The 25,891-nt window shown below is 71.4% G+C and carries 22 protein-coding genes and 1 pseudogene; 9 read left to right on the forward strand and 14 right to left on the reverse strand.

All coding sequences use genetic code 11. The features are described from left to right. Positions 1 to 52: 52 nt before the first annotated feature. The gene (locus ACIHIX_RS27975) at positions 53 to 2,062 is read right to left on the reverse strand and encodes a HEAT repeat domain-containing protein (protein ID WP_399960772.1); all 2,010 of its coding nucleotides are present in this window, start codon (positions 2,060 to 2,062) and stop codon (positions 53 to 55) included. Positions 2,063 to 2,185: 123 nt separating this feature from the next. Beyond that, positions 2,186 to 3,841 carry a DNA alkylation response protein gene (locus ACIHIX_RS27980; protein WP_399960774.1) on the reverse strand — a complete coding sequence of 552 codons (1,656 nt, stop codon included), beginning with the start codon at positions 3,839 to 3,841 and terminating at the stop codon, positions 2,186 to 2,188. Between the two features lie 65 nt (positions 3,842 to 3,906). On the opposite strand from ACIHIX_RS27980, the gene ACIHIX_RS27985 reads away from it, so the two are divergent. Next, positions 3,907 to 4,677 (forward strand): PaaX family transcriptional regulator C-terminal domain-containing protein, encoded by a 771-nt coding sequence (locus ACIHIX_RS27985; RefSeq protein ID WP_399960776.1) that lies wholly within the window; start codon positions 3,907 to 3,909, stop codon positions 4,675 to 4,677. A 91-nt stretch (positions 4,678 to 4,768) separates the two neighbouring features. On the opposite strand, the gene ACIHIX_RS27990 is transcribed toward ACIHIX_RS27985, so the two are convergent. Next, complete coding sequence (locus ACIHIX_RS27990; RefSeq protein WP_399960778.1) at positions 4,769 to 5,572, reverse strand: pectate lyase; 804 nt, start codon at positions 5,570 to 5,572, stop codon at positions 4,769 to 4,771. A gap of 351 nt (positions 5,573 to 5,923) precedes the next feature. Here ACIHIX_RS27990 and ACIHIX_RS27995 point away from each other — a divergent pair, with 351 nt between their 5' ends. Then, a complete protein-coding gene (locus tag ACIHIX_RS27995) occupies positions 5,924 to 7,171 on the forward strand; it encodes a PHB depolymerase family esterase (protein WP_399960863.1) in 1,248 nt (415 codons plus the stop codon). 300 nt (positions 7,172 to 7,471) lie between these two features. Here ACIHIX_RS27995 and ACIHIX_RS28000 read toward each other — a convergent pair whose 3' ends face one another. Continuing rightward, the gene (locus ACIHIX_RS28000; protein WP_399960780.1) at positions 7,472 to 8,551 is read right to left on the reverse strand and encodes an NADH:flavin oxidoreductase/NADH oxidase; all 1,080 of its coding nucleotides are present in this window, start codon (positions 8,549 to 8,551) and stop codon (positions 7,472 to 7,474) included. A 162-nt stretch (positions 8,552 to 8,713) separates the two neighbouring features. Here ACIHIX_RS28000 and ACIHIX_RS28005 point away from each other — a divergent pair, with 162 nt between their 5' ends. Further along, positions 8,714 to 9,079 carry an ArsR/SmtB family transcription factor gene (locus tag ACIHIX_RS28005; protein WP_399960782.1) on the forward strand — a complete coding sequence of 122 codons (366 nt, stop codon included), beginning with the start codon at positions 8,714 to 8,716 and terminating at the stop codon, positions 9,077 to 9,079. Here the strand turns inward: ACIHIX_RS28005 and ACIHIX_RS28010 are convergent. Both ACIHIX_RS28010 and ACIHIX_RS28015 read right to left on the reverse strand, forming a co-directional pair. After that, entirely contained in the window at positions 8,987 to 10,375 is a 1,389-nt protein-coding gene (locus ACIHIX_RS28010) for a nucleobase:cation symporter-2 family protein (protein WP_399960784.1), read from the reverse strand. The two genes, ACIHIX_RS28005 and ACIHIX_RS28010, sit on opposite strands and share 93 nt — an antisense overlap. Positions 10,376 to 10,479: 104 nt before the next feature. Further along, positions 10,480 to 11,823, reverse strand: a complete 1,344-nt coding sequence (locus ACIHIX_RS28015; protein WP_399960785.1) for an FAD-dependent oxidoreductase — start codon at positions 11,821 to 11,823, stop codon at positions 10,480 to 10,482. A 199-nt stretch (positions 11,824 to 12,022) separates the two neighbouring features. Here ACIHIX_RS28015 and ACIHIX_RS28020 point away from each other — a divergent pair, with 199 nt between their 5' ends. Further along, the gene (locus tag ACIHIX_RS28020) at positions 12,023 to 12,484 is read left to right on the forward strand and encodes a DUF6214 family protein (RefSeq protein WP_399960787.1); all 462 of its coding nucleotides are present in this window, start codon (positions 12,023 to 12,025) and stop codon (positions 12,482 to 12,484) included. Positions 12,485 to 12,510: 26 nt separating this feature from the next. On the opposite strand, the gene ACIHIX_RS28025 is transcribed toward ACIHIX_RS28020, so the two are convergent. Beyond that, entirely contained in the window at positions 12,511 to 13,149 is a 639-nt protein-coding gene (locus tag ACIHIX_RS28025) for a DUF305 domain-containing protein (protein WP_399960789.1), read from the reverse strand. A gap of 191 nt (positions 13,150 to 13,340) precedes the next feature. Between ACIHIX_RS28025 and ACIHIX_RS28030 the strand changes: the two genes are divergently transcribed. Further along, positions 13,341 to 14,843, forward strand: coding sequence for an LVIVD repeat-containing protein (locus ACIHIX_RS28030; RefSeq protein ID WP_399960791.1), 1,503 nt, complete (start codon positions 13,341 to 13,343; stop codon positions 14,841 to 14,843). On the opposite strand, the gene ACIHIX_RS28035 is transcribed toward ACIHIX_RS28030, so the two are convergent. The 5 genes and pseudogenes from ACIHIX_RS28035 to ACIHIX_RS28055 all read right to left on the reverse strand — a co-directional run bounded on the left by ACIHIX_RS28035 (position 14,831) and on the right by ACIHIX_RS28055 (position 18,870). Next, on the reverse strand, positions 14,831 to 15,520 hold the full coding sequence (locus ACIHIX_RS28035; RefSeq protein ID WP_399960793.1) for a TetR/AcrR family transcriptional regulator: 690 nt from the start codon (positions 15,518 to 15,520) through the stop codon (positions 14,831 to 14,833). The genes ACIHIX_RS28030 and ACIHIX_RS28035 overlap by 13 nt on opposite strands. A 172-nt stretch (positions 15,521 to 15,692) precedes the next feature. Beyond that, on the reverse strand, positions 15,693 to 16,409 hold the full coding sequence (locus ACIHIX_RS28040; RefSeq protein WP_399960795.1) for an HAD family hydrolase: 717 nt from the start codon (positions 16,407 to 16,409) through the stop codon (positions 15,693 to 15,695). A gap of 127 nt (positions 16,410 to 16,536) precedes the next feature. After that, entirely contained in the window at positions 16,537 to 17,208 is a 672-nt protein-coding gene (locus ACIHIX_RS28045) for a phosphatase PAP2 family protein (RefSeq protein ID WP_399960797.1), read from the reverse strand. 88 nt (positions 17,209 to 17,296) lie between these two features. Next, positions 17,297 to 18,242: pseudogene (locus tag ACIHIX_RS28050) on the reverse strand (M56 family metallopeptidase). 94 nt (positions 18,243 to 18,336) lie between these two features. Beyond that, positions 18,337 to 18,870 carry a DUF5134 domain-containing protein gene (locus tag ACIHIX_RS28055; RefSeq protein WP_399960799.1) on the reverse strand — a complete coding sequence of 178 codons (534 nt, stop codon included), beginning with the start codon at positions 18,868 to 18,870 and terminating at the stop codon, positions 18,337 to 18,339. A 164-nt stretch (positions 18,871 to 19,034) separates the two neighbouring features. Between ACIHIX_RS28055 and ACIHIX_RS28060 the strand changes: the two genes are divergently transcribed. From ACIHIX_RS28060 to ACIHIX_RS28070, 3 genes are all read left to right on the forward strand, one after another. Next, positions 19,035 to 20,648: an FUSC family protein gene (locus tag ACIHIX_RS28060; RefSeq protein WP_399960801.1), complete on the forward strand. Its 1,614-nt coding sequence runs from the start codon at positions 19,035 to 19,037 to the stop codon at positions 20,646 to 20,648. After that, complete coding sequence (locus ACIHIX_RS28065) at positions 20,645 to 21,184, forward strand: MarR family winged helix-turn-helix transcriptional regulator (RefSeq protein ID WP_399960802.1); 540 nt, start codon at positions 20,645 to 20,647, stop codon at positions 21,182 to 21,184. The genes ACIHIX_RS28060 and ACIHIX_RS28065 overlap by 4 nt, the downstream gene beginning before the upstream one ends. A gap of 62 nt (positions 21,185 to 21,246) precedes the next feature. Then, positions 21,247 to 23,802, forward strand: coding sequence for a cellulosome protein (locus ACIHIX_RS28070; RefSeq protein ID WP_399960865.1), 2,556 nt, complete (start codon positions 21,247 to 21,249; stop codon positions 23,800 to 23,802). A 119-nt stretch (positions 23,803 to 23,921) separates the two neighbouring features. Here the strand turns inward: ACIHIX_RS28070 and ACIHIX_RS28075 are convergent, their stop codons facing one another. After that, on the reverse strand, positions 23,922 to 24,314 hold the full coding sequence (locus tag ACIHIX_RS28075; RefSeq protein ID WP_399960804.1) for a VOC family protein: 393 nt from the start codon (positions 24,312 to 24,314) through the stop codon (positions 23,922 to 23,924). 69 nt (positions 24,315 to 24,383) lie between these two features. Between ACIHIX_RS28075 and ACIHIX_RS28080 the strand changes: the two genes are divergently transcribed. Next, the gene (locus tag ACIHIX_RS28080; RefSeq protein ID WP_399960806.1) at positions 24,384 to 24,914 is read left to right on the forward strand and encodes a GNAT family N-acetyltransferase; all 531 of its coding nucleotides are present in this window, start codon (positions 24,384 to 24,386) and stop codon (positions 24,912 to 24,914) included. A gap of 3 nt (positions 24,915 to 24,917) precedes the next feature. On the opposite strand, the gene ACIHIX_RS28085 is transcribed toward ACIHIX_RS28080, so the two are convergent. Beyond that, positions 24,918 to 25,601, reverse strand: coding sequence for a glycerophosphodiester phosphodiesterase (locus ACIHIX_RS28085; protein WP_399960808.1), 684 nt, complete (start codon positions 25,599 to 25,601; stop codon positions 24,918 to 24,920). Between the last annotated feature and the right edge of the window lie 290 nt (positions 25,602 to 25,891).

Raw genomic sequence — 25,891 nt, forward strand, 5'->3', positions numbered from 1 at the left:
ACCGGGGGCAACCCCGGCTGCCCTGGGCCCGCCCTCCCGGCGAGGGCGAACCTCACGCCGCCCCGAGCGCCGACCGGCAGATCTCCAGCAACCGCTCGTCGGAGAGGACCGCCAGCGGCGCGTATCCCCCGCAGGGGGCGATGTACCGCTGCGGAGCGGTCAGCTCCGCCCGGAGCAGGTCGTGCAGCGGGGCGCCGGCGGGGCCCATGGCCGCGACGCACTCGGCGATGGGCCTCCGCAGCTCCGGCGTCCGCGCCCATGTGCTGCGCAGCAGCGGCAGTACCCGGCCGGATTCCGCTTCGCCGCCGATCCGCCACAGCGCGCACGCCGCCGGCGTCCGCACCCACGCGTGGGGCGCCTCGGTCTCTCGCCGCAGCCCGTCCATCGCGGGCGCGGCCTCCGGCCCCAGACGGGCCAGGACCTCGGTCGCACCCCGGTGCGCGACGACGTCCCCGTCGGGTGTCAGCAGCACGGACAGTACGGCCGCGGCGTCCCCTGTCAGCGTCCAGAGCGCGCCCGCCGCCTCGATCGCGTTCTCCCCGTCCAAGAGCCCCCGAACCACCGGTATCGCCTCGCGTGCCGCCCCACCGAGCGCCCCGAGCGTGTGCAGGGCGGCGCCGACGACGAGGAACCGCATCCTGTGGTCCGGCAGACCGGACAGCAACCGCAGGATCAGCGGCAGACTCTCCGTGTCGTTCAGCTCGCCGAGCGCCGTGATCAGCGCCGTCGCGCGGTTGTGGATGTCGGGGTCGTCGAGGGACAGGCCCGCGAGTCCGGCCCGCAGCGCGGGTGCGAGAGGCGCCGCGGCCGGGCCCAGGTGGGCGACGACCTGCCCCAGGTCGTAGGGCGCGTCGGGGGTGGCGAGGAGCTGTCCCAGCACCGGCACCGCGCGTGGGTCCCCGCTCCTGGCCAGCGCCCTGAGCGGCTCGCCCAGCGTCGGTGCGCCGTGTTCCCAGTGCCGCACCCACAGCTCGGGCCGGGACGTCACGAGGGCGTGCAGGTCGTCGGCGGCGGGCGCGGCCAGTTGGTAGAGGTCCTCCAGGACGGACGTCGCGGCGTCGCGCAACTGGTCCTCCTCGGCGGCCAGTTGGGCGCCGATCAGGGCGACCGGCGTGCTGTAGTCGGCGCGCCAGTCGCGGAAGAGTCCGAAGGACATCCACATCGCGTTGCACCGGTCGGTCGGGTCCGGGCTCGTCAACTGCCCGTTCAGCAGGGCGATCCGGTCGGCCACCCGGCCGTCGAGCCCGGTGTGCAGGGTCCGCAGCAGCTGGGAGCCCTCCTCGTCCGAGGGGCGCAGCCGCCGCAACCGGCCGACCAGCGTGTTCGTGTCCGGGCGATCGGGTTCGCACGCCGGGTCCGGGCGCTGTCCGGACCGTTCCCGGAGCAGTCCCACGACCGTGGGCACCAGGTCGGTGGGGAGCCGGTCGGGTGCGTTGCCCGCCAACTGGCCGAGCGCGGCCAGCCGTTGACCCGGGCCGTAGGGCGCCATGCTCAGGGCGGTGAGGAGCTCCACGATCTCTGCCGCGTGCGCCGGATGCCGGTGGGCCAGGAAGCCGAGGCCCTCGGTCAGCGCGAGCAGGACCCGCTCGTCCCGCTCCACCGCGATCCGCTCGCGCAGCAGGCTCAGCACCCGCTCCGGTCGGTCCAGGAACCGCACGACGGCACTCGCGGCGGACCTGCGCACCCCCGCGTCCGGGTCCCCGGCCAGCCGGGCGAAGACCTCGGCGCCGGCCCGGACCGCCGCGCGCGCCATCGCGTACCCCGCGTCCGCGCCCTCGGCCACCTCCCCGTCGCCCCCGATACTGACCAGGAGCTCCACGATCCCGCCCCGGTCCCGCACCTCCTCACGCGCGGCGAGCGTGAACAGATACGGGACGCAGGCGAGCGTCGAGTCGTACACGTCTCCCTGGTGGTGCACGGCGCCGTACATCCCGTCGAGCGCGATCTCCCGCTCGGCGGGGTCCGCGGAGGCCAGCCCCCGCAGTAGGCCGGGAACGTCCTCCGCGCTCCCGTACGCATGCCGCATCGAAGCCCAGTCGACCTCGTCGATCCCCGTGAACACGCTGCCCTCCCCAGGCGTAGTGCCAAGTGATCCCGAGTCTGCACCACGGCACTGACAACCAAGCGGAATCGCGGGGTGACGGTCTGTCGGCCAAGCAGGCGTCGGCCACAGGACGACCTCGGATCAGCCGCTCCCCGGCAACGCCCGCCCCAGGATCGCGCCCACGTCGGCCGAGTCCGGCAGCGTGCCGAAGGAGTACCCCCAGTCGCCGCCGAGCCGGGTCGCGCAGAAGGCGTCGGCGACCGCGGACGGGGCGTGCCGGACCAGGAGGGAGGCCTGGAGGGTGAGGGCCATCTGCTCCACCAGGCGCCGCGCCCCGGCCTCGGAACCGCCGCTCAGCAGCCCCTTCAACCGGTTCACCGCGGCGTCCAGCCGCGCGTCCGCCCCCTGCGCCAGGGCCAGTTCCGCGAACAGGGCCTCCGCGGTCCCCGCCTCCCGCGTCAACGCCCGCAGCACGTCCAGGGCGTTGACGTTCCCCGAGCCCTCCCAGATCGAGAGCAGGGGCGCCTCGCGGTAGTGGCGTGGCATGCCCGAGTCCTCCACGTAGCCGTTGCCGCCGAGGCACTCCAGGGCCTCCGCGGTGAAGGCCGGGCCCCGCTTGGTGACCCAGTACTTGCCGACAGCGGTGGCGATCCGCCGGAACGCCTGCTCCCCGGCGTCCCCGCGCACCGCCCGGTCCGCCGCGCCCGCCAGCCGCAGGGTGAGGGTCGTCGCCGCCTCGGACTCCAGGGCGAGGTCGGCGAGCACGTTGCGCATCAGCGGCTGGTCGGCCAGCCGGGCGCCGAACGCGCTGCGGTGCCCGGCGTGGTGGCCCGCCTCGACGAGCGTCTTGCGCATCAGCGTGGCCGACATCATCACGCAGTCGAGCCGGGTGCAGTTGACCATCTCGATGATCGTCTTCACACCCCGCCCCTCGGGCCCGACGAGCCAGGCCACGGTCCCGTCGAACTCCGGCTCGGAGGACGCGTTCGAGCGGTTGCCGAGCTTGTCCTTCAGCCGCTGGATGCGGAAGGTGTTGCGGCTGCCGTCGGGCAGGACGCGCGGCACCAGGAAGCAGGACAGCCCCTCCGGCGCCTGCGCCAGCACCAGGAACACGTCGCACATCGGCGCCGAGGTGAACCACTTGTGGCCCCGCAGCGTGTAGACGCCCGGCTCCGAGGTCGGCGCGGCCACCGTGGTGTTCGTACGGACGTCGGAGCCGCCCTGCTTCTCGGTCATCCCCATGCCCGCCAGCAGACCGCGCTTCTCCGCGGGCACCCGCAGCCCCGGCTCGTACTCCCTGCTGGTCAACAGGGGTTCGTAGACCTTCGCGAGGTCCGGCTGCTGACGCAGCGCGGGGACGGCGGCGTACGTCATCGAGGTCGGGCAGCCGTGCCCGGCGTCGGTGTGTCCCCACGCCAACCCGCCCGCCGTGCGCGCCACATGGGCCCCGGACCGGTCGTCCGCCCAGGGCGCTCCGGCCAGCCCCTCGGCGACCGCGGCCCGCATCAGGTGGTGCCAGCTCGGATGGAACTCGACCTCGTCGACCCGGTGGCCGTACCGGTCGTGCGTGCGCAGTTCCGGCTCGTGCCGGTTGGCGAGATCGGCCCACTCCTGCGCCTCCGCGCTGCCCGCGAGCCGGCCGATCCGCCGTACGTCGTCCTCGGCCCAGCCCGCGCCCTCCCGGCGCAGCCCCTCCAGCAGGGCCACGTCCTCGGACGCGTCGTAGGGAGCCAGGGGAGGGGGCTGGTTGGTGACGTCGTGCGTCGCGCTGCCCTCGTGCGCCGGTGAGAAGACCATACGGCGAGTGTTGCATTTTCACTGCGGCTGTAGCAATGCTGCAATACGACCTACAGTACGGGACCATGCGGACGAACCCGGCCGACCAGCCCGATCAGCTCGATGCGCCCGGCCCGACAGGGCGGCCCGACGAGCTGGAACTGCGTCCGCTGTCCGCGCGCTCGGTCGTCCTCAGCCTGCTCCTGGGCGCGCATCCGCCCGAGCTGCCGGTGAAGGAGCTGGTTCGCCAGGTGGAGGCCTTCGGTGTCGGCGGGTCCACCGCGCGGGCCGCGCTCAGCCGCATGGTCGCCGCCGGGGACCTGCGCCGCACCGACACCGTCCACCGGCTGAGCGACCGGCTCCTGGAACGTCAGCGCCGCCAGGACGACGCCGTGCATCCCCGCACGCGCGCGTGGGACGGCGACTGGGAGATGCTCGTGATCACGGCGACGGGCCGCGGCCCCGCCGAACGGGCCGACCTGCGCACCCGGCTGACCGCGCTGCGACTGGCCGAACTCCGGGAAGGCGTCTGGCTGCGCCCCGCCAACCTGAGCCGCCCGCTGCCGGCCGACCTGGCCCACGTGGGGGAGCGGTGCACGACCCGTCCCGACCGCCCCGCGGCCGAACTGGCCGCGCGGCTCTGGCCGTTGGCCGCCTGGGCCGCGAAGGGCCGCGCCCTGCTCGCCCACACCGCGCGCGTGGACGGCCCCGCCGACCGCTTCACCGCCTTCGCGGCGGTCGTACGCCATCTGCTCGCGGACCCGGTCCTGCCCACCGACCTCCTGCCCGCCGACTGGCCGGGAACCGCCCTGCGCACCGCCTACGCCGACTACCGGCGGGAGCTCGGTACGCGGTGAAGCCGCACCATGATGCGGCGGCCGTACGAAGCACCGTGCGGGGATGCTTCGGACGGCCGCCTCCACCGTGGGGGGATACGGGCTGACCTGACTACTTGTACGTGATGTCCGAGGACGCGTACTTGCAGTACGTCCCGTCAGGGCCCGAGCCGTTGGTGGTCGGCTCCTTGCCGCTGTTGTTTCCGATGTACTTCTGGCAGGGGACGATCTTCTTGCTGGAGTCGCCGACGATCGTGATGCCCTTGAGGGTCGCGCTGTCGCCGTAGTTGGTGTTGATGCCGACGAGCTTGTTGCCCTTGTAGGTCGCCTCGATGGTGTTGAGGTTGATCGTCCGCTTGTACTGCGTCGAGCAGTTGCCGCAGGAGCGGACGAACGTGCCGAAGTTCTTCACCGCGAAGTTGGAGATGTTGAGCGTCCCGGCGCCGTTGAACTGGAACACCTTGTCGCTGGCTTCCTTCGCGCCACCACCGGAGATGGTGTACACGTTCGACGACGAGGAGCCCTTGAACGTCGCCGCGTCCTCGCCGACGTCCTCCCACCAGACGTTCTGCAGCGTGCAGCTGCCCTCGCAGTGGATGCCGTCCGCGGCGGGCGCGCCGATGATGACGTTCTTCAGGACCGTGCCGGCGGCGAGCTTCAGGATCGGGCCCTGGTCCTCGTCCTGGCTGCCGCTGCCCAGGTCACCTGAGCCGTACAGGCGCTGCATCCCGTAGTCCTTGGTGCCGGACACGGAGATGGTGGAGGTGACCGCCTTGCTGCTGGTGGGGGTGGGCCAGGTCGCGGCGCTCGCGGTCGGCGTGTTGATTGCCATGATCATGCCAACCGAAAGGCCGAGTGCGGCCGTCGCGCCGGTCAGTGCGTGGCGGTGTGTGCGGGGAGGTGGTGAAGAAGTCATGTCCCGATTCCTTCTGTGCGGGGGGTTGGTCGTTGATCGCGTACATGAACGATGTGTGCCATTACGAACGACGCGCACAGGTCCATGCGGCTCTTCCCGGGGAATGCCGCGCCGTTCGGTCACCCTGCTGAACGGAACGTAGAGGGTAAGCGCTTTCTGGTCAACGCTTCGCGCAGAAGGTTTCTGTGGCGTGGGAGCGCTTCCATGGCGGCCATGTGCATGCCACCATTCCTGTTGCTCCCCTCAGCGATGCCCCCACGAGCCGCCATCACGAAGGGACCCGCCGTGTCCGCCACTGTCGGCACCCTCGCGAGGAGACCGCTGCGCGCGGTCCTTGTCGCGCTCCACGGAATGCTGGTGGCGTTACTCGCCGCCGCACTCCTCACCGCACCCCCGGCCGCCGCCGAGGAGGCCGCCCCGACCGCCACCCTCACCGAGATCACGAACTTCGGCGCCAACCCCAGCAACCTGCAGATGTACCTGTACGTCCCCGCGACCGTCACCGCCCGTCCGGCGGTCCTGGTGGCCGTCCACTACTGCACCGGCTCCGGCCCGGCGATGTACTCCGGCACCGAGTACGCCTCGCTCGCCGACCAGTACGGGTTCATCGTCGTGTACCCGTCCGTCACCCGCTCCAGCAAGTGCTTCGACGTCTCCTCTCCGCAGGCGCTCAAGCGCGGCGGCGGCAGCGACCCGGTCGGCATCAAGTCGATGGTCGACTGGACGGTCGACGCCTACGACGCCGACACCAGCCGCGTCTTCGCCACCGGCATCTCCTCCGGCGCGATGATGACCAACGTCCTGCTCGGCGACTACCCGGACGTCTTCGCGGCGGGCGCCGCCTTCTCGGGCGTGCCGTTCGGCTGCTTCGCGACCACCGACGGCTCGGAGTGGAACAGCGCGTGCGCGCAGGGCACGATCACCCACACCGCCCAGGAGTGGGGCGACATCGCCCGCGCCGCCTACCCCGGGTACACCGGCTCCCGCCCGCGCATGCAGCTGTGGCACGGCACCGAGGACGACGTGCTGCGCTACCCCAACTTCGGGGAGGAGATCAAGCAGTGGACGAACGTCCAGGGGGTGAGCCAGACCCCGGCCGCCACCGACTCGCCCCAGTCCGGCTGGACCCGCACCCGCTACGGCGGCACCGGTGACCGCGCCCAGGTCGAGGCGATCAGCCTCCAGGGCGTCGGCCACAACCTGTACGCCTGGGGGATGGCCGCCCGTGTGCTCACGTTCTTCGGTCTCGACAGCGGCGGCACCGTGCCCCAACCACCGGCCGGGCCCTGCAAGGTGACCGTGACCACCAACGCCTGGAACACCGGCCTGACCGCCTCGGTGACCCTCACCAACACCGGCACGACCACGGTCAACGGCTGGCAGCTCGCCTTCACCCTGCCCGCCGGGCAGGCCATCACCAACGGCTGGAACGCCACGTACGCGCCGAGTTCCGGTGCGGTGACGGCGACGAACGCCTCGTACAACGCGACGCTCGCGCCGAACGCGAGCGTCAGTATCGGCTACCAGGCGACGCACACCGGGAACAGTGCGGCGCCGGGCGCCTTCAGTCTCAACGGAACGGCCTGCACCGTCGGTTGACGGATCCGGCCGCAGGTGCCGTCAGTACGGCAGCAGCCGTCCCGACGGTGTCCTGCGGTCGATCGTCTCGTCCCGGCGCGGGGCGGGTCGGCGGATGACTCGGATGCGGGTCTGACCCTTCATGACGCCCTCCTCATGCCTGATACCAACAGCCTCGCTGTCGCGGGCGCCTGGCACATCGTGCCTGGGGAGGCATTACCCCTGACCTGGGGGGAGCAACCGCCGGGGCCGCCCTGCTTCTGCGGGAGGACCGGGACCTACTACTGAGGTACCAGTCCTCCGTGGGCGCTTCCCGTCTGCTCAGACCGACCGGTGGTACTGGTCCGGCACATGCACGTCCCCGCCCAGCTCCCGCGCGGCCTGCCGCGCCCAGGACGGGTTGCGCAGCAGCTCACGGCCGAGCAGCACGGCGTCCGCCTCGCCGTTGACCAGGATCTTCTCGGCCTGCTCGGGCTCGGTGATCAGACCGACCGCGGCGACCGGCAGCTTGGTCTCGGCCTTGACGCGGGCCGCGAACGGCACCTGGTAGCCGGGGCCGATCGGCATCCGGACGCCGGAGGCGTTGCCGCCGGTGGAGACGTCCAGGAGGTCGATGCCGTGGGCCTGGAGATCGGCGGCGAACCGGACCGTGTCGTCCGGCGTCCAGCCGCCCTCCTCCAGCCAGTCGGTCGCCGAGATGCGGAAGAACAGCGGCTTGTCCTGCGGCCACACCTCCCGTACGGCGTCCACGACTTCGAGCGCGAAGCGGGTGCGGTTCTCGTACGAGCCGCCGTAGGCGTCGGTGCGGTGGTTGGAGTGCGGGGAGAGGAAGTTGCCGATCAAGTAGCCGTGCGCGCCGTGGATCTCGGCGATCTCGAAGCCGGCGGCGAGGGCGCGGCGGGCCGCGTCCGCGAACTGGCCGACGACGTCCTTGATCTGTGCGGCCGTCAGTTCGGTCGGTACCGGGTGCCGCTCGTCGAACGCCACCGGGCTCGGTCCGAGCGGCTGCCAGCCGCCGCCCTCGGCGCCGATCGGCGCGCCGCCCTTCCAGGGCCGCTCCGTCGAGGCCTTGCGCCCGGCGTGGGCGAGCTGGATGCCCGGGACCGTGCCCTGGCCCACCAGGAAGCGGGTGATCCGCCGGAACGCCTCGACCTGGGTGTCGTTCCAGATGCCGAGATCGTACGGCGAGATGCGGCCCTCGGGGCTCACGCCCGTGGCCTCGACGATGACCAGGCCCGTACCGCCGGCCGCGCGCGCCGCGTAGTGCGCGAAGTGCCAGTCGTTGGGCGCGCCGGCCTCGGGGCCCTCGGATGCCGCGGAGTACTGGCACATCGGCGGCATCCACACCCGGTTCGGGATCGTCACGTCGCGCAGGGTGTAGGGCTCGAAGAGTGCACTCACGGCGGGCTCCATTCGTCACGGGACCGGTGGTCGACTCGTACGATAGGCATCGTAGTACGGTGGATGTCAAACTACGAAGGGTTTCGTACAATGGGCGTCCCGAAGGCCATCCCGAAGCTGTCCCGAGCCTTCCCGAAGCCTTCCCGAAGAGGTGGAGCCGCCGTGACCTCGCCCGCTGTCAGCAGTCGCGACCTGCCGCATCCGGCCCGGGACGAGATCCGGCTGGAGCCGATCCTGCACGCGCTCTCCGACCCGATGCGTCTCGCGATCGTGCGTGAGCTCGCCACCGTCGGTGACGAGCTCACGTGTTCGCAGTTCGAGCTGCCCGTCACCAAGTCGACCACCACGCACCACTTCCGGGTGCTGCGCGAGGCGGGCGTGATCCGGCAGATCTACCGGGGCACGGCCAAGATGAACGGCCTGCGCCGGGACGACCTAGACGACCTCTTCCCGGGGCTGCTCGACGCCCTGCTCGGCGCCGCCGGGCGGCAGGCCGTCCGCCTCGGCCGAACCGGGCTTCTCGGCTGAAGCCGCTTTCGAGGGAAGGTGGTTGAAGAGCAGGTTCAGCACGATCGCCGTCAGACAGCCCGCGCTGATGCCGCTGTTCATCACCGTCTGGAACCAGTCCGGGAACTTCTCGTACACCGTCGGCACCCCGACCGGCAGCATGCCCATGGCCACCGAGACGGCCACCACCGTCAGGTTGTTGTTGCCCTTGAAGTCGACGGTGGCGAGGGTCCTGAGGCCGCTCGCGGCCACCGTCCCGAACATCACCAGCCCCGCACCGCCGAGCACCGGCGCCGGTATCGCCGCGACCACCGCGCCCAGCTTCGGCAGCAGACCGAGCAGCACGAGGATGCCGCCCGCCGCGGCCACGACCCAGCGGCTGCGGACGCGGGTCATGCCGACGAGGCCGACGTTCTGGGCGTACGCCGTGTAGGGGAAGGTGTTGAAGACACCGCCGAGGACGGTCGACAGGCCGTCGGCGCGCAGGCCGTCCGCGAGAGTGCGCGGCTCGACCTTGCGGTCGGTCATCTCGCCGACCGCGATCAGGTCACCGGTCGTCTCGGTCATCGTCACCAGCGCCACCACCAGCATCGACGCGATCGCCGAGGCCTCGAAGGTGGGTGCCCCGAAGTGGAACGGCGTACTGATCCCGAGCCAGTCGGCGTCGCCGACACCGTCGAAGTCCGTGAACCCGAACGGCACGGCCGCGGCGAGGCCCACCACGATGCCGATCAGCACCGCGATCCGGCTCAGGAACGCGGGCGCGAACCGCTGCACACCCAGCACCACGAGGAGCACGAAGAGGGCCAGGCCCAGGTTCTTCGGCTCCCCGAAGTCCGCCGAACCGACTCCGCCCGCGGCCCAGTTGCCCGCGACCGGCAGCAGGGAGAGGCCGATGATCAGGATCACGGTGCCCGTGACGAGCGGCGGGAAGAAGCGGAGCAGTCTGCCGAAGACCGGCGCGAGCAGCATGATCGCGAGCCCCGCGACGATCACCGAGCCGTAGATGGCGGGGAGGCCGCCGCCGGTCGTGCCGATCAGCACCATCGGGGAGACGGCGGCGAACGTACAGCCCTGCATGATCGGCAGGCGCACGCCGAAGCGCCAGAAGCCGACGCACTGGATCAGGGTGGCGATACCGCACACCAGCAGGTCGGCGGTGATCAGGTAGGCGAGATCCGCGGGCGACAGTTTCATCGCGCTGCCGACGATCAGGGGGACGGCCACGGCGCCGGCGTACATGGCGAGTACGTGTTGGAGGCCGAAGGCGAGGAGGTGGCGGGCGGGTGGGACTTCGTCGACAGGGTGCGTGGTCATGGGGGGACCGTAGGCTCCTTGAACAGATTGTTGATTTCTGGGGTGTTGCTGGTTCGTTTCCTGGTGCGGGTGCGTGGGGGCTGGTCGCGCAGTTCCCCGCGCCCCTAAAAGCCGCGACCGTACGCGGCGTTCATCAGCGAGCCCCAGTCGGGGAGTTTCACCACTCCCCGTCCCAGTGATGCCCCGAGTTCTGCTTCTGCCTGTTCGATGGCGCACCAACCCGGCCATTCGACCGGCTCGATGCCGTCTGCCCGCAATGCTGCGAGGGGATCACCGGGGCGCTCTTCCCGTACGAGGATGTCGGCGTCCTCCAGCAGCGACGTCACCGTCTCCTTCGCGCACGGCCTGTTCGTGCCGATGACTCCCGTCGGGCCCCGCTTGATCCAGCCGGCCACGTATTCGCCCGGCGCCACCACGCCCTCGCGCAGGACGCGGCCGGCGAGATGGGGGACCGTGCCGGTTCGCGCGTCGAACGGCAGGCCCTCCAAGGGGATTCCGCGGTACCCCACCGAGCGCAGCACCAACTGGGCCTCGATCTCCTCGTACCGGCCCGTGCCGGTCACCCCGCCCTGGCCGTCCGGCACCGTCCGTTCGAAGCGCACCGCGCCCACGCGCCCCGCCTCGGCGAGGAGTTCGACCGGGCGGAGGAAGAAGCGCACGTGGATGTGGCGCGGATTCGGCGTCGGTGGCGACTGGGCCCAACCCCGCAACACCTCCACGTTGCGGCGCTGGGCGGCGGGCAGGGCCGCGGGGTCCGCGTAGGCCGGGTCGAGCGCCAACTCCTGCGGATCCACGGTGACCTGCGCCTCCGGCAGGCCGCCCAACTCACGCAGCTCCTTGGTGGTGAAGCGGGCCTGCGAGGGGCCTCGGCGGCCCACCATGTGGACGTCCGTGACCCGGCTCGCGGCCAGTGCGGTGAGCGCCGGCTGGGGCATGTCCGTCGGGCTCAGCTCCGCGGCGCCGCGGGCCAGCATCCGTGCCACGTCGACCGCGACGTTCCCGACGCCGATCACCACCGCCGAGCGGGCCGCGCGGACGAAGCCGTCGTCGACGGCGTCCGGATGGGCGCTGTACCAGGACACGAACTGGGTGGCCGAGAAGCTTCCCGGCAACTCCTCGCCGGGGATGCCGAGGTGCCGGTCGGTGGCCGCGCCCACGCAGTACACGACGGCGTGGTAGAGCTCCCGCAGCCGGGCGGTCGGCACTCCGTCGGTGCCGATCCGGACACCGCCGAGGAAGCGGACCCGCTCGTGCTCCAGGACGGTGCGGAGGTTGTTCTGGAGGGATTTGATCTTCTCGTGGTCGGGTGCCACGCCGTAGCGGACGAGTCCGTAGGGGCACGGCAGACGGTCCAGGACGTCGACGTACACCGAGGGGTCCAGCTGGACGAGGCTCTGGGCGGTGTAGCACCCGCTCGGCCCGGAGCCGACGACGGCGACACGAAGCACGGCGGTACTCCTTACCCGTGGGATCAGAGCAGATCGCTGATGTCTCCAGCATCGCACCGTCGCTGCTGCGCTGACAGGGTGCTGTACGGAGCGGGGGACGCGTGTCCGTTGGTATGGAAAGTGATCATGCGGTTACGTTGCGTGTGTGCTAGAAGCATCCTTTCTTAATCTTTCTGATCGTTGTCCGACGGACGGTGCGGTGTCCGTGTGGCCCGCGTGGGAAGTGCAGGAGGACGAGGACGCGACCTCGTGGTTCCACGTCCGGCTGGCGTTCACCGACGGCGCCCGGGTCGACCTGCTGGCCGTGGTGTCCGACGGATGTGCCTCCCTGGAGGACGTGCGGGCCCAGCCGGCGCTCTCCCTCGACGACCTCGGGGTCCTCGCCGACTGGATCGAGGGCCCGCTCTTCGAGGCGTGCGGCCTCGGGCCGGCGCCGGAGCACGGCGAGCCGGGCGTCTCGCGGCGGGCCCGGCCGGCGTGGCCGCGGGGTGTCGAGGGGCGGTGGCTCGTCGCGCAGGAGTACCGCGCCGCCCAGGAGGACGGTGTCGACCCGGTGCTCGCGGTGATGTGCGCGACCGGGCACAGCCGCCGCAAGTCGCTGAGGATGATCGCGCAGGCGCGTGACGCGGGGTACCTGACGCCACGTCACGCACGGCGCTGAGCAGGGCCGTTACCGCGCCGGAGGCGTCACAGCATGTCCCGCATCCGGGAGATCTCGCTCGTCTGCTGGGCGACCACGTCGTCGGCCATCTCCTCGACGCGGATGTTGTTGCCCTGCCCCTTCACGTCCGTGGCCATGGTGAGCGCCCCTTCGTGATGCGTGATCATCAGGGTGAGGAAGAGCTGGTCGAAGGCTTCCCCCTTGGCCGCCTTGAGCTTCTTCAGCTGGGCCTCGGTGGCCATGCCCGGCATCGCGGCGTGCTCGTGCGTCGGGTCCTTCGTGTCCTTGCCGTACGACGTCAGCCAGCTCTCCATCGCGTCGATCTCCGGCCCCTGGGCGGCCGCGATGCGCTCGGCGAGCTTCTTGACCTTCGTGGACTCGGCGCGGTCCGGGGCGAGTTCGGTCATCTCCAGGGCCTGCGTGTGGTGCACGATCATCATCCGGGCGTACGAGACGTCCGCCGCGTTGGGGGAGTCGTCCTCGGCGCGCTGATCCGTGGCCTCCTCGGCGGACAGCGTGCGGTTCGCCTCGCCGGGGGCACCGGGCGCGAGCACCGAAGGCCCGGTCGCCGCGGCCGACTTGGGGTCCGCGTCCGAGTCACAGGCCCCGAGGCCGAGTGTCACCAGAACGGTCACCGTGGCGAGGGACGCGCGGCGGATGAGCACAACGACCTCCTGTGGCAGGCGTGGTGAGGGGCACCTCGTGAGTGCCGTGACTGTCCTAGCACGCTTCCGCGGTTTACCGAGCAGAAAACTTCATTGCGGTTCTGTTGCCCCCTGTTGGTGTGTGCATGGTCAAGACCATACTTCGGTGGTGTGTGAACCGTTCCGAGGCGAACGGAACCAGGGAGGAAGCAGTGATCCTGAAAGATCCCCGAACCCGACACAGACGCCTGGGAGTTGTGGCCGCCGCGGCCGGACTCCTCGCCGCCCTGCTGACGGCCGTCCCGGCCGCGGCGACCCCCGACCCCGGGGACGGCGCGGCGGCGACCGGCACGGAGGTGTCCCGGAGCACCGAGGCCCAGGTGCGGGCCGCGATGGCCGACGGTGAGATACCCGGCCAGAACGAGGTCGTCCACTCCGACAACATCGAGCACCTGACCAACATCCCCAAGGACGCGCTGGCCGGCACCAATTCGGACCTCGCCTTCCAGGGCAGATACGCGTTCGCCGGCAACTACGACGGCTTCCGCATCCTCGACATCAGCAACCCGAAGGCGCCGAGGACGATCGCCCAGGTGCTGTGCCCCGGCTCGCAGAACGACATCTCCGTCTCCGGCAACCTGCTCTTCCTCTCCACCGACTCCTCGCGCAGCGACAGCAGTTGCAACAGCACCACGCAGCCCGCGACCGAGAAGTCCTCCTGGGAGGGCATGAAGGTCTTCGACATCAGTGACAAGACCAACCCCAAGTACGTCGCCGCCGTCGAGACCGCCTGCGGCTCGCACACCCACACGCTGGTGCCCGAGCGCAAGAACGTCTACATCTACGTCTCCTCGTACTCACCGAACGCCTCCTACCCCGACTGCCAGCCCCCGCACGACGGCATCTCCGTCATCAAGGTGCCGCGGAGCGCTCCCGAGAAGGCGGCGGTCGTCGGCTTCCCGGTGCTGTTCCCCGGTGAGGGGCCGGACGGCGGCGGCAACCCGGGTGGGCCCACCAACCCCGGAGTCTCCAAGACCACCGGCTGCCACGACATCACGGTCCTGCCCTCGAAGGACCTGGCCGCGGGCGCCTGCATGGGTGACGGCATCCTGTTCTCCATCGCGGACCCGGAGCACCCGAAGGTCATCGACCAGGTGCAGGACAACGTGAACTTCGCGTTCTGGCACTCGGCCACCTTCAACCAGAAGGCCAACAAGGTGGTCTTCACCGACGAGTTGGGCGGCGGCGGCGCCGCCACCTGCAACGCGACGGTCGGTGCGAACCGTGGCGCCGACGGTATCTACGACATCGTCGGCAAGGGCGACAAGCGTCAGCTCGTCTTCCGCAGCTACTTCAAGATCCCGCGTCACCAGGCCGACACCGAGAACTGCGTCGCCCACAACGGCTCGCTGATCCCGGTCAAGGGCAAGGACATCATGGTCCAGGCCTGGTACCAGGGCGGTGTCTCCGTCTGGGAGTTCACCGACTCCTCCAAGCCCAGGGAGATCGGCTACTTCGAGCGGGGCCCGCTGACCACCGACACGCTCACCGTCGGCGGTTCCTGGTCGGCGTACTACTACAACGGCTACATCTACTCGAACGACATCGCCAAGGGCTTCGACGTCCTGAAGCTGAGCGACCGGCGCACGGACCCCGCCAAGTGGGTCCGGCTGAAGGAGCTCAACACCCAGACGCAGCCCGACTACTTCGACTGACCGTCGCCGCCGTGGTCCGCCACGGCCCCGGTCGCGAAGAAGCGTGACAGATCCGTGTCACCGGTCCCGCCGGACGCCGTCTCGGTGTCCGGCGGGACGCCCAACTCCCAGTCCAGCCGGTAGCGTTTGAACAGCTCGGCGCGGAGCACCGGCAGTGGCATCGGTACGCCCGGCACCAGGGCGGCGTAGACCGACCCCATCAACAGGGCGCGCAGCATGGGGTAGTCGGCGTCGGGGTCCGGTGAGCCGTGGCGTGCGACGGTGTCCCGCAGCAGTTCGGCAAGGCGTCGTTGTTCCGGGCACGGCATGAAGCCTTCGGCCTGCAACAGCCCCGCCATGTGCTGGCGCATCAGGACGGGCCGGTCCCGGGCCAGGCCCAGGATCGCGTCGATGGCCCGCGCCATCCGCTCCCGGCCGTCCTCGGTGCGCGGCTCCCGCTCCAGCGCCTCCTCCAGCGTGCGGTGCATCAGCCGGTGCACCGCTGACTGCACCAGCTGGCGTTTTCCGGGGAAGTAGTACGACACCAGTCCTCGTGCGGAACCGGCCCGGTCGGTGATGTCGCCGAGGGTCGTCGCCTCGTATCCGTGCTCGCTGACCACCTCGACCGCCGCCTGAAGCAGCCGCTCGCGGGATCGCCGCCGCAATTCTTCATTGACCGAGGCGCTGCGCGGGGACATGCTTGACTCCTGCGTTGACTGGCTGCCAGCCAACTATACTCAACGCGTCCGCACCGGCCGGTGAAACGGCTGGTCAGGGCTGCCGTCCGTCTCGGGCGACGCGGGGGATCGTCCGAGACGGACGGTTCTTCTCACCCCACTGGTGGCCTGAGGCTACTTACTGGCCCGTCGTTCAGCCGGCCGCGGGAGCCGCACCGGCCCCGTCGACGAGATCCAGCACCGGCAGCAGCCCGTTCGGCCGCTCGCCGGCCGGCAGGTGGTCCACGAAGTGCACCGCGCACCCCAGAGCCGCGGCCCCGCCGTCGGCCCGCCGGTCGTCGCCGACCATGAGCGTGCGGCGCGGGTCCGCCCCGAGATGGGCGCAGGCGGCGGCGAAGAGCCGGGGGTCCGGCTTCTGGACGCCGTGCTCGTACGACAGGACGTACGCGTCGACGTACGGATCGAGCCCGTGCTCACGGAAGACCGGCCGCAGATCCCAGCCGATGTTGCTGACGACCCCGATGGCGATCCCGCGCTCGCGCAGCGCCCGCAGCACCTTTCCGGCGTCGGGGTAGGGCTGCCAGGCCGCCGGGGACATGTGCCGCTCGTAGAGCCGGTCGTGCAGCGCCGGGTCCGGCAGCGTGACGTGGCGCGACAGCCCGGTGTACGCCGCCCGGTGCAGCTCGGCGCTCTCGTCCCGCACCGCCCACACCCCGGCCAGGTCCTCGGGCAACCGCACCGGCGCCGCCCCGCCGGGCAACGCCCCCGCCACCTCCAGCGCCCGAGCCGTCCCGGCGACCTCCCCGTCGGCCAGCACGATCCCGGCCTCGGCGAGCCCGCCCCGCAGCCATGACTCGGTGGACTCGATGCGGAAGAGGGTCCCGGAGAAGTCGAACAGCACGGCGATCATGCGGAGATCCTACGAGTCGACGTACCCGGAGAGGCTCCGGTCGAGGTCTGCGGCGGACCGGATGGCGCGGCCTGCGGAGCCCCCGGTCCCGACGCCTCGGTCTCGGGGCGGCCCACCCGGCGGTACGTCATGCCTCACGCCGCCGGTGTGCCAGCACCGCCAGCGCCACCACCAGGGCGCCCAGCAGCCAGCCTCCGAGGACGTCCGAGGGCCAGTGGACGCCGAGCCAGATGCGGGTCAGGCCGACGCCGAGGACGGAGATGACACAGACGGTGAGGGCGGTGCGCCAGAGGGCGCGGCCGGCGCCGTGGTGGTGCAGGAGCCACAGGAGGAGGCCCAGGACGACCGTGGCCGTCAGGGCATGGCCCGAGGGATAGGCCGCGTAGTGGGCCGTGTCGACCGGGTCACGCCAGACGGGTCGGGGGCGGTCCACGGCGGCCTTGAGTGACTGCTGGACGACCGTGCCCACCGCACACGTGACGGCCAGCCAGCCCGCCGTCCACCACGCCGACCGCCGCCACACCAGCCACACCACGACGACCGCGCACAGCAACCGCATCGTCCACGGGTCCCACACCCAGTCCGTGAGGATCCGGAAGGCGTGAGTCATTCTTGGGTCGTCGACCGCCCACCGATGGGTCGTGTCGGCGATGTCGCCGTCGAGGCTCATCAGCGGGTGCCAGCGGACCGCGACCAGCGTGATCAGCAGCACGGAGCAGACGGCGAGGACTGCGGCCGCGCGGACGGCGAGGCGCTGGTCCGGCGGGCTGGGCGGGGCGTCGACGGGCGGGGTGCGCATCCTTCGATCCTCGCCGACCGGTGGGGTCGCAGGCCAATCCCCGCGGGGGGCGCAGGCCGGGGGAGGTGCGCCCCGGGGTCCGGTCGGCTCAGCCGCCCCAGCCCAGCGCGCGCAGTCCCGGTACGAACGCCACCAACAGCGGCACCATCGGCACCAGGGCCGCGGTGGCCGTCAGCCCCAGGCGCCGGGTGAGCGGCAGGCGGTCCGGTGGAGTGAGGAGGCGGTGGACCCGCTGCGGGACATGGGCCTGCGGGGTCGGTGCGGGGCCGAACACCCCCCGGTCCTCGTTGAGTTCCACCAGCGCGAGCGCCGTGGTCAGCCGTCCGAAGCGGCGGGAGGCCATGTCGTCCGCGGCGAGTTCCACGAGCCGGTGCATCTCGGCCCGGAACGCGGCGAACACCGGAACCTGTGGAAACCCGCCCGCGAGCGCCGACGAGCAGTGCAGCAGCCAGTCGTGCCGGGCCTGCGCGTGCCCTTCCTCGTGGGCCAGCAGGGCATCCAACTGCCGGCCCTTCAGGCGCTGCAACGCGGCCGTGGTGACGACCAGTCGAGGCGCCGAACCGGGCAGCCACCAGGCGTCGGGGCGCTCGCCCTCAAGCACCACGAGACGTCCGGTGCTCCCCTCCTCGCCGGGCAACAGCGGGGCGCGTACCAGGAAGTTCGGCCCTGCGCAGCCGACGCCGCGCCCGCGCCCGTGCGACCTCCCGCACCAGCATCGCCGCGGTCCACACCCCGCCCAGCGCCAGGGTCACCGCGAGGGTCGCCGCCCAGACGCCACCGGCACCGAGCGCGTACGCCTCCACCACCGAACGCGGCGCGGGCGCGAAGACATGACCACGTACCGCCTGCCAGGCGGCCGCCGCGCTCAGCGTCATCGACAGGGCGCAGCACAGGAGGACGGCCGCCACCACGCACTGCCACACCCACAACGCGACCACCGGTTCACGGTCCGCCCATCGGACCCGGGCGAGCAGCCGGGGAGCGACCACGGCGGCCAGGGCGCCGAGCAGCAACAGTGCCGCGGGGACCATCATGGGAGCACCCTATGAGCGGCGTACGGCCCACCGGTACGGCATCCCGCGCCAAGTGACGCAGGACACGGCGGGTACGAGGAGGGGCGGAGAACAGTCAGAGCGTCGCCAGCATCGCCACCATCGCGATCCCCATCGACAGCCGGCATGCCCGCGCCACCTCCGGTCGGTCGCCCCAGCCCACCGCCCCGCCCCCCGCCGTGACCGGCACCAGCCGGACGCCGGAGAGCAGCACATAGCCCGCGAAGTACAGCAGCAGCACGCCCGTCAGCACGGGGATCCCGGAACCGCCGCCGTGGTGTGCGGGGGCCGCCGCCATCACGACCGCCATGTAGACCATCGCCGAGGCCCCCACCAGGTGATGCAGATGATGGGCACTGGTCCGTGCCGCCCACAGGGCGCGCAGGGCCGCCGCGCCGAACACGGCCGCGTACCCCGTCCAGGCCCAGGACGGTGGGGTGAACACCGCGGCGGGGACGGCCATCGCGGCCATCCCGAAGCCCATCAGCGCCTCGCCGCCCGCCGCGCGGCGCTGTTCCTCGACGTCGCTGCGCATCCGCAGCAGGCAGTAGGCGCCGGTCGCCGCGCACAGCGCGACCAGCAGCCAGCCGGGCGAAGCCGGTCCGTGCACACGCGCCTCCCCGCTCGACGGTCGGACGGGGAGGGGATGCCCCGGCCACGCGGCGCGCACGCGAGCGCAAGGATGTACACGGGGAGCATTCGGGGGAGCACAGCAGGTCACCGACGGGGCGCCGTATATCTTTTACAGGTAAAACACCTGCTAAGGTTATGGGTATGAACCGCACGAACCGCCTCCCTCTCGCCGGTGTGCTCCGTCTCGGGCGGCCCTCGGACATTTGGTTCAAGCCCGCCCTGAGCGTGGTCGCCGCCGTCGCCCCGCCGAATCTCACCCTGCTCGCGCTCGGTCGCCTCGACCTGGCGATGTACACGATGGCCGGGTCCCTGTGCGCGCTGTACGCCCACAACCGTCCCTACGCCGCCCGGGCCCGCACCCTGGCCTGGGTCGTGCTCGGCATGGTCGGCGGCCTCGCCGTCTCCCTGGTCACCGCCTCGCTCACCGGCAGCGCCGTCCTCCTGGTCGCCGTCGGCGCGCTGCTGGCCGCGGTGCAGAAGGCGCTGTGCGACGCGACCCGCGTCGGCCCGCCCGGCAACGTGGTCCTCACCTTCATCACCTCGGCCTCCCTGTTCGCACCGCAGACCCTCGCCCAGGTCCCCGGCCACCTCGCCCTCGCGCTCGCGGCGGGCGCCTGGGCCTGGAGCGTCGGCATGGCGCCGGGCCTGGTCCGGCCGCACGGCCCGGAACGGCGGGCCACGGCCCACGCCCTGAACGCCACGGCCGCTCACGTCGAGCAGGGCGACCCCCGGAGCAGGGCCGCCGCGGCCGCCGCGATCCAGGCCGCCTGGCAGTCCCTGCTGTCCGCCGGAGCCCGCACCCCGACCCGCCGCGCCCTGGACCGGCTCGTCGTCCGTGTCGAGGTCGCCCTCGCCGCCCCCGCCGACGCCGACCCGCGACGACTGCGCGCCTGGGCCCGCGACCTGCGCGGCAACGGCCCCCTCCCGCACACCGAGGACCATGGCGAACTCCTCGGCGTCGACGCCGAACTCGCCGTCCCCGCAGCCCCGTTGTGGCGCAGGCTCGGACCGCTGACCCCGCTCGCCGTGCGCACCGCGACCGGCTGCGCCCTCGCCGGATACGCCTCCCTCGCGCTCGGTGTCGGCCGCCCGTACTGGGCCCTGGTCACCGCCGCCTCGCTCTACCAGGCCAACCTCACCCTCACCTGGAGCCGCGGCGTCCAGCGCGTCGTCGGCAACCTCGCCGGAGTGCTCCTCTTCGCCGCCGTGGTCCCGCTCGCCCACCTCGGCCCGGCCGCCCTCGTCCTGATCTGCCTCGCCTTCAACTTCGGCGCCGAGGCGCTCATCGGCCGCAACTACTGGCTCGGCAGCGTCTGCGTCACCCCGATGGCCCTGCTCATCACCGAGTTCGCCGGATTCCAGGAGCCCGGGCGGCTGATCACCGAGCGGGTCATCGACACCCTCGTCGGCGCGCTGGTCGGCTTCGCCGCCGCGATCGCCGTCACCAACCGCCGCGCCGGCAGCCGCATCGAACAGACGCTGACCTCCGTGGAGCGCGCCCGCGAACACACCGCCCGCCTGCTCGCGGAACCGCACCCCGACCCGCGCGCCCTGGACTGCGCCCACCGCGCCCTCGCCGTCCACCTCGTGGAGCTGCGCGCCGCCGTGGACGCCGCGTCCGGCGAGTGGTGGCAGCGGGCCCTGCCCCAGGAGCGGGTCGTGCGCGCCGAGCAGGCCGGACACCGTACGCTCGCGGCGACGGTACGGCACCAGGAGGTGCACCGGAGCGCGACGGCGGAGGGCATACGGCCATGACGGCACCGAACGGACGGCAGGCGGGCGCGAGCGGGGGCGACACCGTCTCCGCGGTCGTCCGGCAGTGGCAGGCCGTCCACCCCGGTCTCGACACCGGCCCGATGGAGATCATCGGCCGCGTCAACCGCTGCGCCGCCCTCCTCCAGCAGGCCGAGGACGCCCCGCTGCGCCGGGCCGGGCTCAGCCGCCCCGAGTTCGACCTGCTCGGCGCGCTGCGCCGCACCGGCCACGAGCTGACGCCGGGCGACCTGGCCCGGGAGACCTTCTCCTCGGGCGCCGCGGTCACCAAGCGCCTCAAGCAGCTGACCGAGCGCGGCCTCGTCGAACGGCGCGGGGACACCCGCGACCGCCGCGTCGCCCACCTCCGCCTGACGGACGCGGGCCGCGAGATCGTCGACGGCATCCTGCCCGAGCAGCTCGCCTACGAGACCGCCGTGCTGTCCGTACTCGATCCGCTGCGGCAGGGCGAACTGGCAGAGCTGCTCGGCGAGTTGCTGGGCCGGCTGGAAGGACGTCCGGGCGCGCTGCGGGCCTGAGTCATTGACGTGATCCACGCGATGTCCCTACCGTCGGTTCGATGTGCCGACAGATGTGCGGCATGCCGAACGCGCTGAACGAAAGTAGGAACGCCGTGGCAGCCGAAACGCTCACCGTCGATCTCGGCACCGAGACGGGCCCCTTCCACGGCGGCGCCAGTGGCACGCTCTACGGCCTCTACGGCGACGGTGTCCCCAGCCGCGCGATGGTCGAGGGCATGTACGTCCGCACGGTCGCGACCAAGGCCCAGGACGGCGTCCAGCACCCCGGCGCGGACGGCCTGGAGATCCTCCCCTCCTTCGTCGCGGCGGGCGGCCGGGACGTCTACCTCTACATGACCGACATCCTGCGCGGCTTCCCCTACGAATGGCCCGGCGCGACGGGGGAGGAGCGGCTCGCGGGCTTCGTCGCCAGTGTCCGCAAGCAGGTCGAACAGGTCCTGACCATGGGGGAGTTGGCGTCCCACGTCGTGTACGTGCCGTTCAACGAACCCGAGGGCAACATGTTCGGCGAGGGGGAGTGGAGCTACGACCGCACCTCCTGGCACACCGACCCCCGGCACTACTTCGCCGCCTGGCGGGACGTGTACCGCATGATCAAGGACCTCCATCCGGACGCCCGGATCGCCGGCCCCAACACCTGTGTCCTGTACCCCGAGGTCAAGGGATTCCTGCGGTTCGCCCGGGACAACGACGTCCTCCCCGACGTCATCACCTGGCACGAGCTGTCCTCACCCGCCGAAGTGCGCACCAACGTCGCCGTGTACCGGTCCTGGGAAAGGGAGTTGGGCATCGGCCCGCTCCCCCTCAACCTCAACGAGTACGCGCACAACTACCACCTCTCCGTCCCCGGCCAGATGATCCAGTGGATCTCCGCGATCGAGGAGTCCAAGGTCGACGCCGACATGGCGTACTGGAACATCGCCGGCAACCTCAACGACTCGGTGGTGGAGGCCAACAAGGCCAACGGCCAGTGGTGGCTGTTCAACGCCTACGGCCAGTTGACGGGGAACACGGTCGCGGTCATCGCTCCCCACCCGAACGTCCAGTACACCCTCCAGGGCGTCGCCACGCTCGACCGGGACAAGCGGCAGGCGCGGGTCCTGTTCGGCGGCTCCAAGGGCGCCGCCGAGGTCGTCGTCGAGCACCTCGACCCGGAGATCTTCGGCGCCACCGTCCACGTACGCCTCCAGGAGATCCCGTGGACCGGCCAACTCGGCGCATCGGGCGCCCCGTTGACGCTACGAGAGGACGAACTCCCGGTAGTGGACGGCCGGCTGGCCCTGCCCCTCACCGGCCTCGACGAGATGTCCGCCCACCAGCTGATCCTGTCGCCCGCCGGCGCTCCCGTCTCGTCCCTGGCGGGTCCCCGACGGACGTACGAGGCCGAGGACGCCGCGTACACCGGGAGCGGATACGTGAAGAACGGTCCCGAGGGATCACCGACGGACGTCGACAGGTTCGCCACCTCCGGCGGCCATCACGTCGGCGGTCTGCGCACCGGCTCCGACCTCGTCCTCGCCTTCGACGTGGAGGTCCCGAGGGACGGGACGTACGACATCCGCGTGTACGCCAACTCCCACAACCAGGCCGACCTCGTGGGCGAACACGGCCCCACCAACGTCTTCCTGCGCGTCGACGGCGAGGACCCACGCGAACTGCTCCTGCCGCTCGGCTACAAGTGGGCCGTATGGGGCCACACCGACACCACGGTCCACCTCACCGCGGGACCGCACCGCATCACCCTCGCCGCCCAGGACCCCGAACTCGGCGCGACCCGCGGCGACGCGGTCGTCGACCGGATCGAACTCGCCCCGCGCGACACGGAATCCCTCGTGACCTACGACGCCGTGTACGCGGCCCTCGGCGACGGAGCACGCGTCCACGGCCCGTCGGTCCTGCTCCCGCGCGGCGGCACCGTCACCTTCTGGGTGCACGCGGAGGACGACGGAGAGGCCGCGGTGACCCTCGCGGGGGACGGCGAGGGCGTGCTGACGGTCAACGGCGAGGAGATCGACGCCGACCCGCACACGGAGCTGCCGCTCTTCCTCGCCGCAGGCGTCAACAAGGTGACGGTGAAGGCGACTTCGGACCGGATGGTCGTGGACCGGCTGAGCGTGGGACCCTCGCGGCGCCTGCTGCCGACCAGGACGTACCGGGCCGGGGAGGGCGAACTGACCGGCACCGCGAGGGTGAGCGCCTTCTCGTACGCCACCGGCGGCAAGGCCGTCGACGGCGTGGGCCGCGGGTCCGTCAACGCGCTCACCCTGACCGTGACGGCGGACCGCCCCGGACGCCACGCCCTGACGATCCGCTACGCCAACGGCGAGCAGCCGGCCGGCACCCACTACAACCCCGACCCGGTCTGCCGCCACGCCGACCTCACCGTCAACGGCGACAGCACCCGGCGCGTGCTCTTCCCCACGACCTTCCACTTCAACAACTTCTGGCAGCTCGCCGTCCCCGTCACTCTCCAACAGGGCGCCAACACCGTCACGTTCACCGCTGACGAGCTCCCCGACTTCGACGGCACCACGAAGAACACCCACGGCCAGCGCTCCGCCCACGCCCCGGTCATCGACACGGTGACGGTGACACCACTGGCCGGCCGGCCCTAGCCCGGAGGACTTCCGTCGCCGTCCACCAGTAGCCCGAGCGGCGGTCGTCGAGCCGTCGCGAGCACCCCTCTCGCACGCTGGCCCCGGCCATCAGCACGCCTCAGTGCACGGGCCGGTCACTAGATGCCTGGCCGGTACCGGATCGGGTGGTCCGCGGGTACCTCGACGAGGGCGATTCTGATGCCGTCCGGGTCGGTGAGCCACATCTCGATCAGGCCCCAGGGTTCCCGCACCGGTGGCCGCGCGATCTCGGCGCCCTTCGCCACCAGCTCCTCGTGTGCCGCCGTCACGTCCTCGACCTGCATCCACAGCCGCACCGCCGGGGAGGGTGGTGTCTCGGAGCGGCCGGAGAGCTCCAGGAAGCCGCCGCCGAGGAAGTAGACGGTGCCTCGGTCCGGTCCTGTTCCGAACTCGCGGTAGACAGCGAGGCCGAGCTGTTCGCCGTAGAACACACGGGATCGTTCGGGGTCGACGGGGTGGATGAGGGTCCGGCCGCTCAGTACGTGCACCATGCGGCGGAGCCTAGTGCGGGCGTTAGGCTCGTCGGTGCCTGTGCCGTGCCCGAGAGTGGAGAGACGCCCATGACCGCTGGACTCACCTTCCGCGACGCCACCGACGCCGACGTGGACGCGCTGGTCGCGCTGATCGAGTCGGCGTACCGCGGGGATTCGAGCCGGGCCGGTTGGACCACCGAGGCGGACATCCTGGAGGGGCAGCGGACCGACGCGGAGGGCGTGCTCCAGGTGATCAAGTCGCCCGACGGCCGCCTGCTCACCGTCGAGCGCGAGGGCGAGGTCGTCGCCTGCTGCCAGCTCGAACACCGCGGCGACCACGCCTACTTCGGGATGTTCGCGGTCAGCCCGCGACTCCAGGGCGGCGGCCTCGGCAAGGTGATCATCGCGGAGGCGGAGCGGACGGCCCGGGAGACCTGGGGTGCCACGGAGATGCACATGACGGTGATCTCCGTACGGAACGACCTCATCGCCTGGTACGAGCGCCGCGGCTACCGCCGTACGGGCCGGATGACCCCCTTCCCGTACGGCGACGAGCGCTTCGGCGTCCCGCAGCGCGAGGACCTGCAGTTCGAGCTGCTGGTCAAGCCGCTCGGATAATCGTTACGCCGTGAAGCGGGCGGTGCGTTTGATCTCCGAGTAGTCGGTGGTCGCACCGTCCAGCTGGAGCGCCCGTACGAGACGCAGATGGTCCTGTGTGTTCACCACCCAGCCGATGATCCTCAGATCCGCCTTGCGGGCGTGCTCGACGATCTCCAGGGTGATCCGGCGGATGTTGAGGCAGACGGTCGCCGCCCCGGCCTCCACGGCACGCTCCACGATGTCGGTGCCGTACCGGCTGCCGATCAGCGCGGTCCGTACGCCCGGCACCAGACGGGAGGCCTCGGCGATCGCCTCGTCATGGAACGAGGACACCTCGACCCGGCCCACCAGGTCCCGCCTGAGCATGACCTCGGCCAGGGCCCGCGCTGCCGCGAGGTCCTTGATCTCGGCCTGGAGCGGTGCTTGCACCGCCTCCAGGACCTCCTCGAAGACGGGGACGCGTTCGCCGCGGCCCGCGTCCAGGGTGCGCAGCTCGGCGAGGGTCTTCTCGGCGATCGGACCGGTCCCGTCGGTCGTGCGGTCCACGTCCGTGTCGTGCATGACGACGAGGGCCCCGTCCTTGCTGAGATGCAGGTCGAGTTCGATGGCGTCGAAGCCGGCCTGCTGGGCGGCCACGAAGGAACGGAGAGTGTTCTCGGGTTCGAGACCCATGACTCCGCGATGACCGATGGTAAGGAAGTTCAAGGTTCAACTCGCTTCCGTCGACGGCGGCTCGGCTTCCGCAGCCTAGTGGCCTCGGCCGGTGATGAACCCCTGCGTACACGGGGGATCGGGTGACACGAGGGGCGGACCTGGCCGGGACCGTTCTGGCTGGTCACCCTGGGGTGGGCGAGTCCTGCGGGCATTGACCGCGGATGCCGGCCTCAGGCCCCCGAGAGGATCACGTATACCCACCGGGAGCGCCGTCATGGCATCCAACAGGAAAAAGTTCCGTGACCATGCGAGTGCGCAGGATAATTTACGGAGCCCCCACT

Origin of the sequence: Streptomyces sp. NPDC051913 (genome assembly GCF_044593635.1) — a bacterium.
GTDB lineage: Bacteria > Actinomycetota > Actinomycetes > Streptomycetales > Streptomycetaceae > Streptomyces.

Bases quoted from the DNA above. Each gene is read 5' to 3' on its own strand.
- ACIHIX_RS28010 (WP_399960784.1), bottom strand. From the start codon at position 10,375: ATGACCACGCACCCTGTCGACGAAGTCCCACCCGCCCGCCACCTCCTC.
- ACIHIX_RS28065 (WP_399960802.1), top strand. From the start codon at position 20,645: ATGACGGCACCGAACGGACGGCAGGCGGGCGCGAGCGGGGGCGACACC.
- ACIHIX_RS28035 (WP_399960793.1), bottom strand. From the start codon at position 15,520: ATGTCCCCGCGCAGCGCCTCGGTCAATGAAGAATTGCGGCGGCGATCC.
- ACIHIX_RS27980 (WP_399960774.1), bottom strand. From the start codon at position 3,841: ATGGTCTTCTCACCGGCGCACGAGGGCAGCGCGACGCACGACGTCACC.
- ACIHIX_RS28080 (WP_399960806.1), top strand. From the start codon at position 24,384: ATGACCGCTGGACTCACCTTCCGCGACGCCACCGACGCCGACGTGGAC.
- ACIHIX_RS27995 (WP_399960863.1), top strand. From the start codon at position 5,924: ATGCTGGTGGCGTTACTCGCCGCCGCACTCCTCACCGCACCCCCGGCC.
- ACIHIX_RS27990 (WP_399960778.1), bottom strand. From the start codon at position 5,572: ATGACTTCTTCACCACCTCCCCGCACACACCGCCACGCACTGACCGGC.
- ACIHIX_RS28045 (WP_399960797.1), bottom strand. From the start codon at position 17,208: ATGCGCACCCCGCCCGTCGACGCCCCGCCCAGCCCGCCGGACCAGCGC.
- ACIHIX_RS28075 (WP_399960804.1), bottom strand. From the start codon at position 24,314: ATGGTGCACGTACTGAGCGGCCGGACCCTCATCCACCCCGTCGACCCC.
- ACIHIX_RS28040 (WP_399960795.1), bottom strand. From the start codon at position 16,409: ATGATCGCCGTGCTGTTCGACTTCTCCGGGACCCTCTTCCGCATCGAG.
- ACIHIX_RS28060 (WP_399960801.1), top strand. From the start codon at position 19,035: ATGAACCGCACGAACCGCCTCCCTCTCGCCGGTGTGCTCCGTCTCGGG.
- ACIHIX_RS27985 (WP_399960776.1), top strand. From the start codon at position 3,907: ATGCGGACGAACCCGGCCGACCAGCCCGATCAGCTCGATGCGCCCGGC.
- ACIHIX_RS28070 (WP_399960865.1), top strand. From the start codon at position 21,247: ATGCCGAACGCGCTGAACGAAAGTAGGAACGCCGTGGCAGCCGAAACG.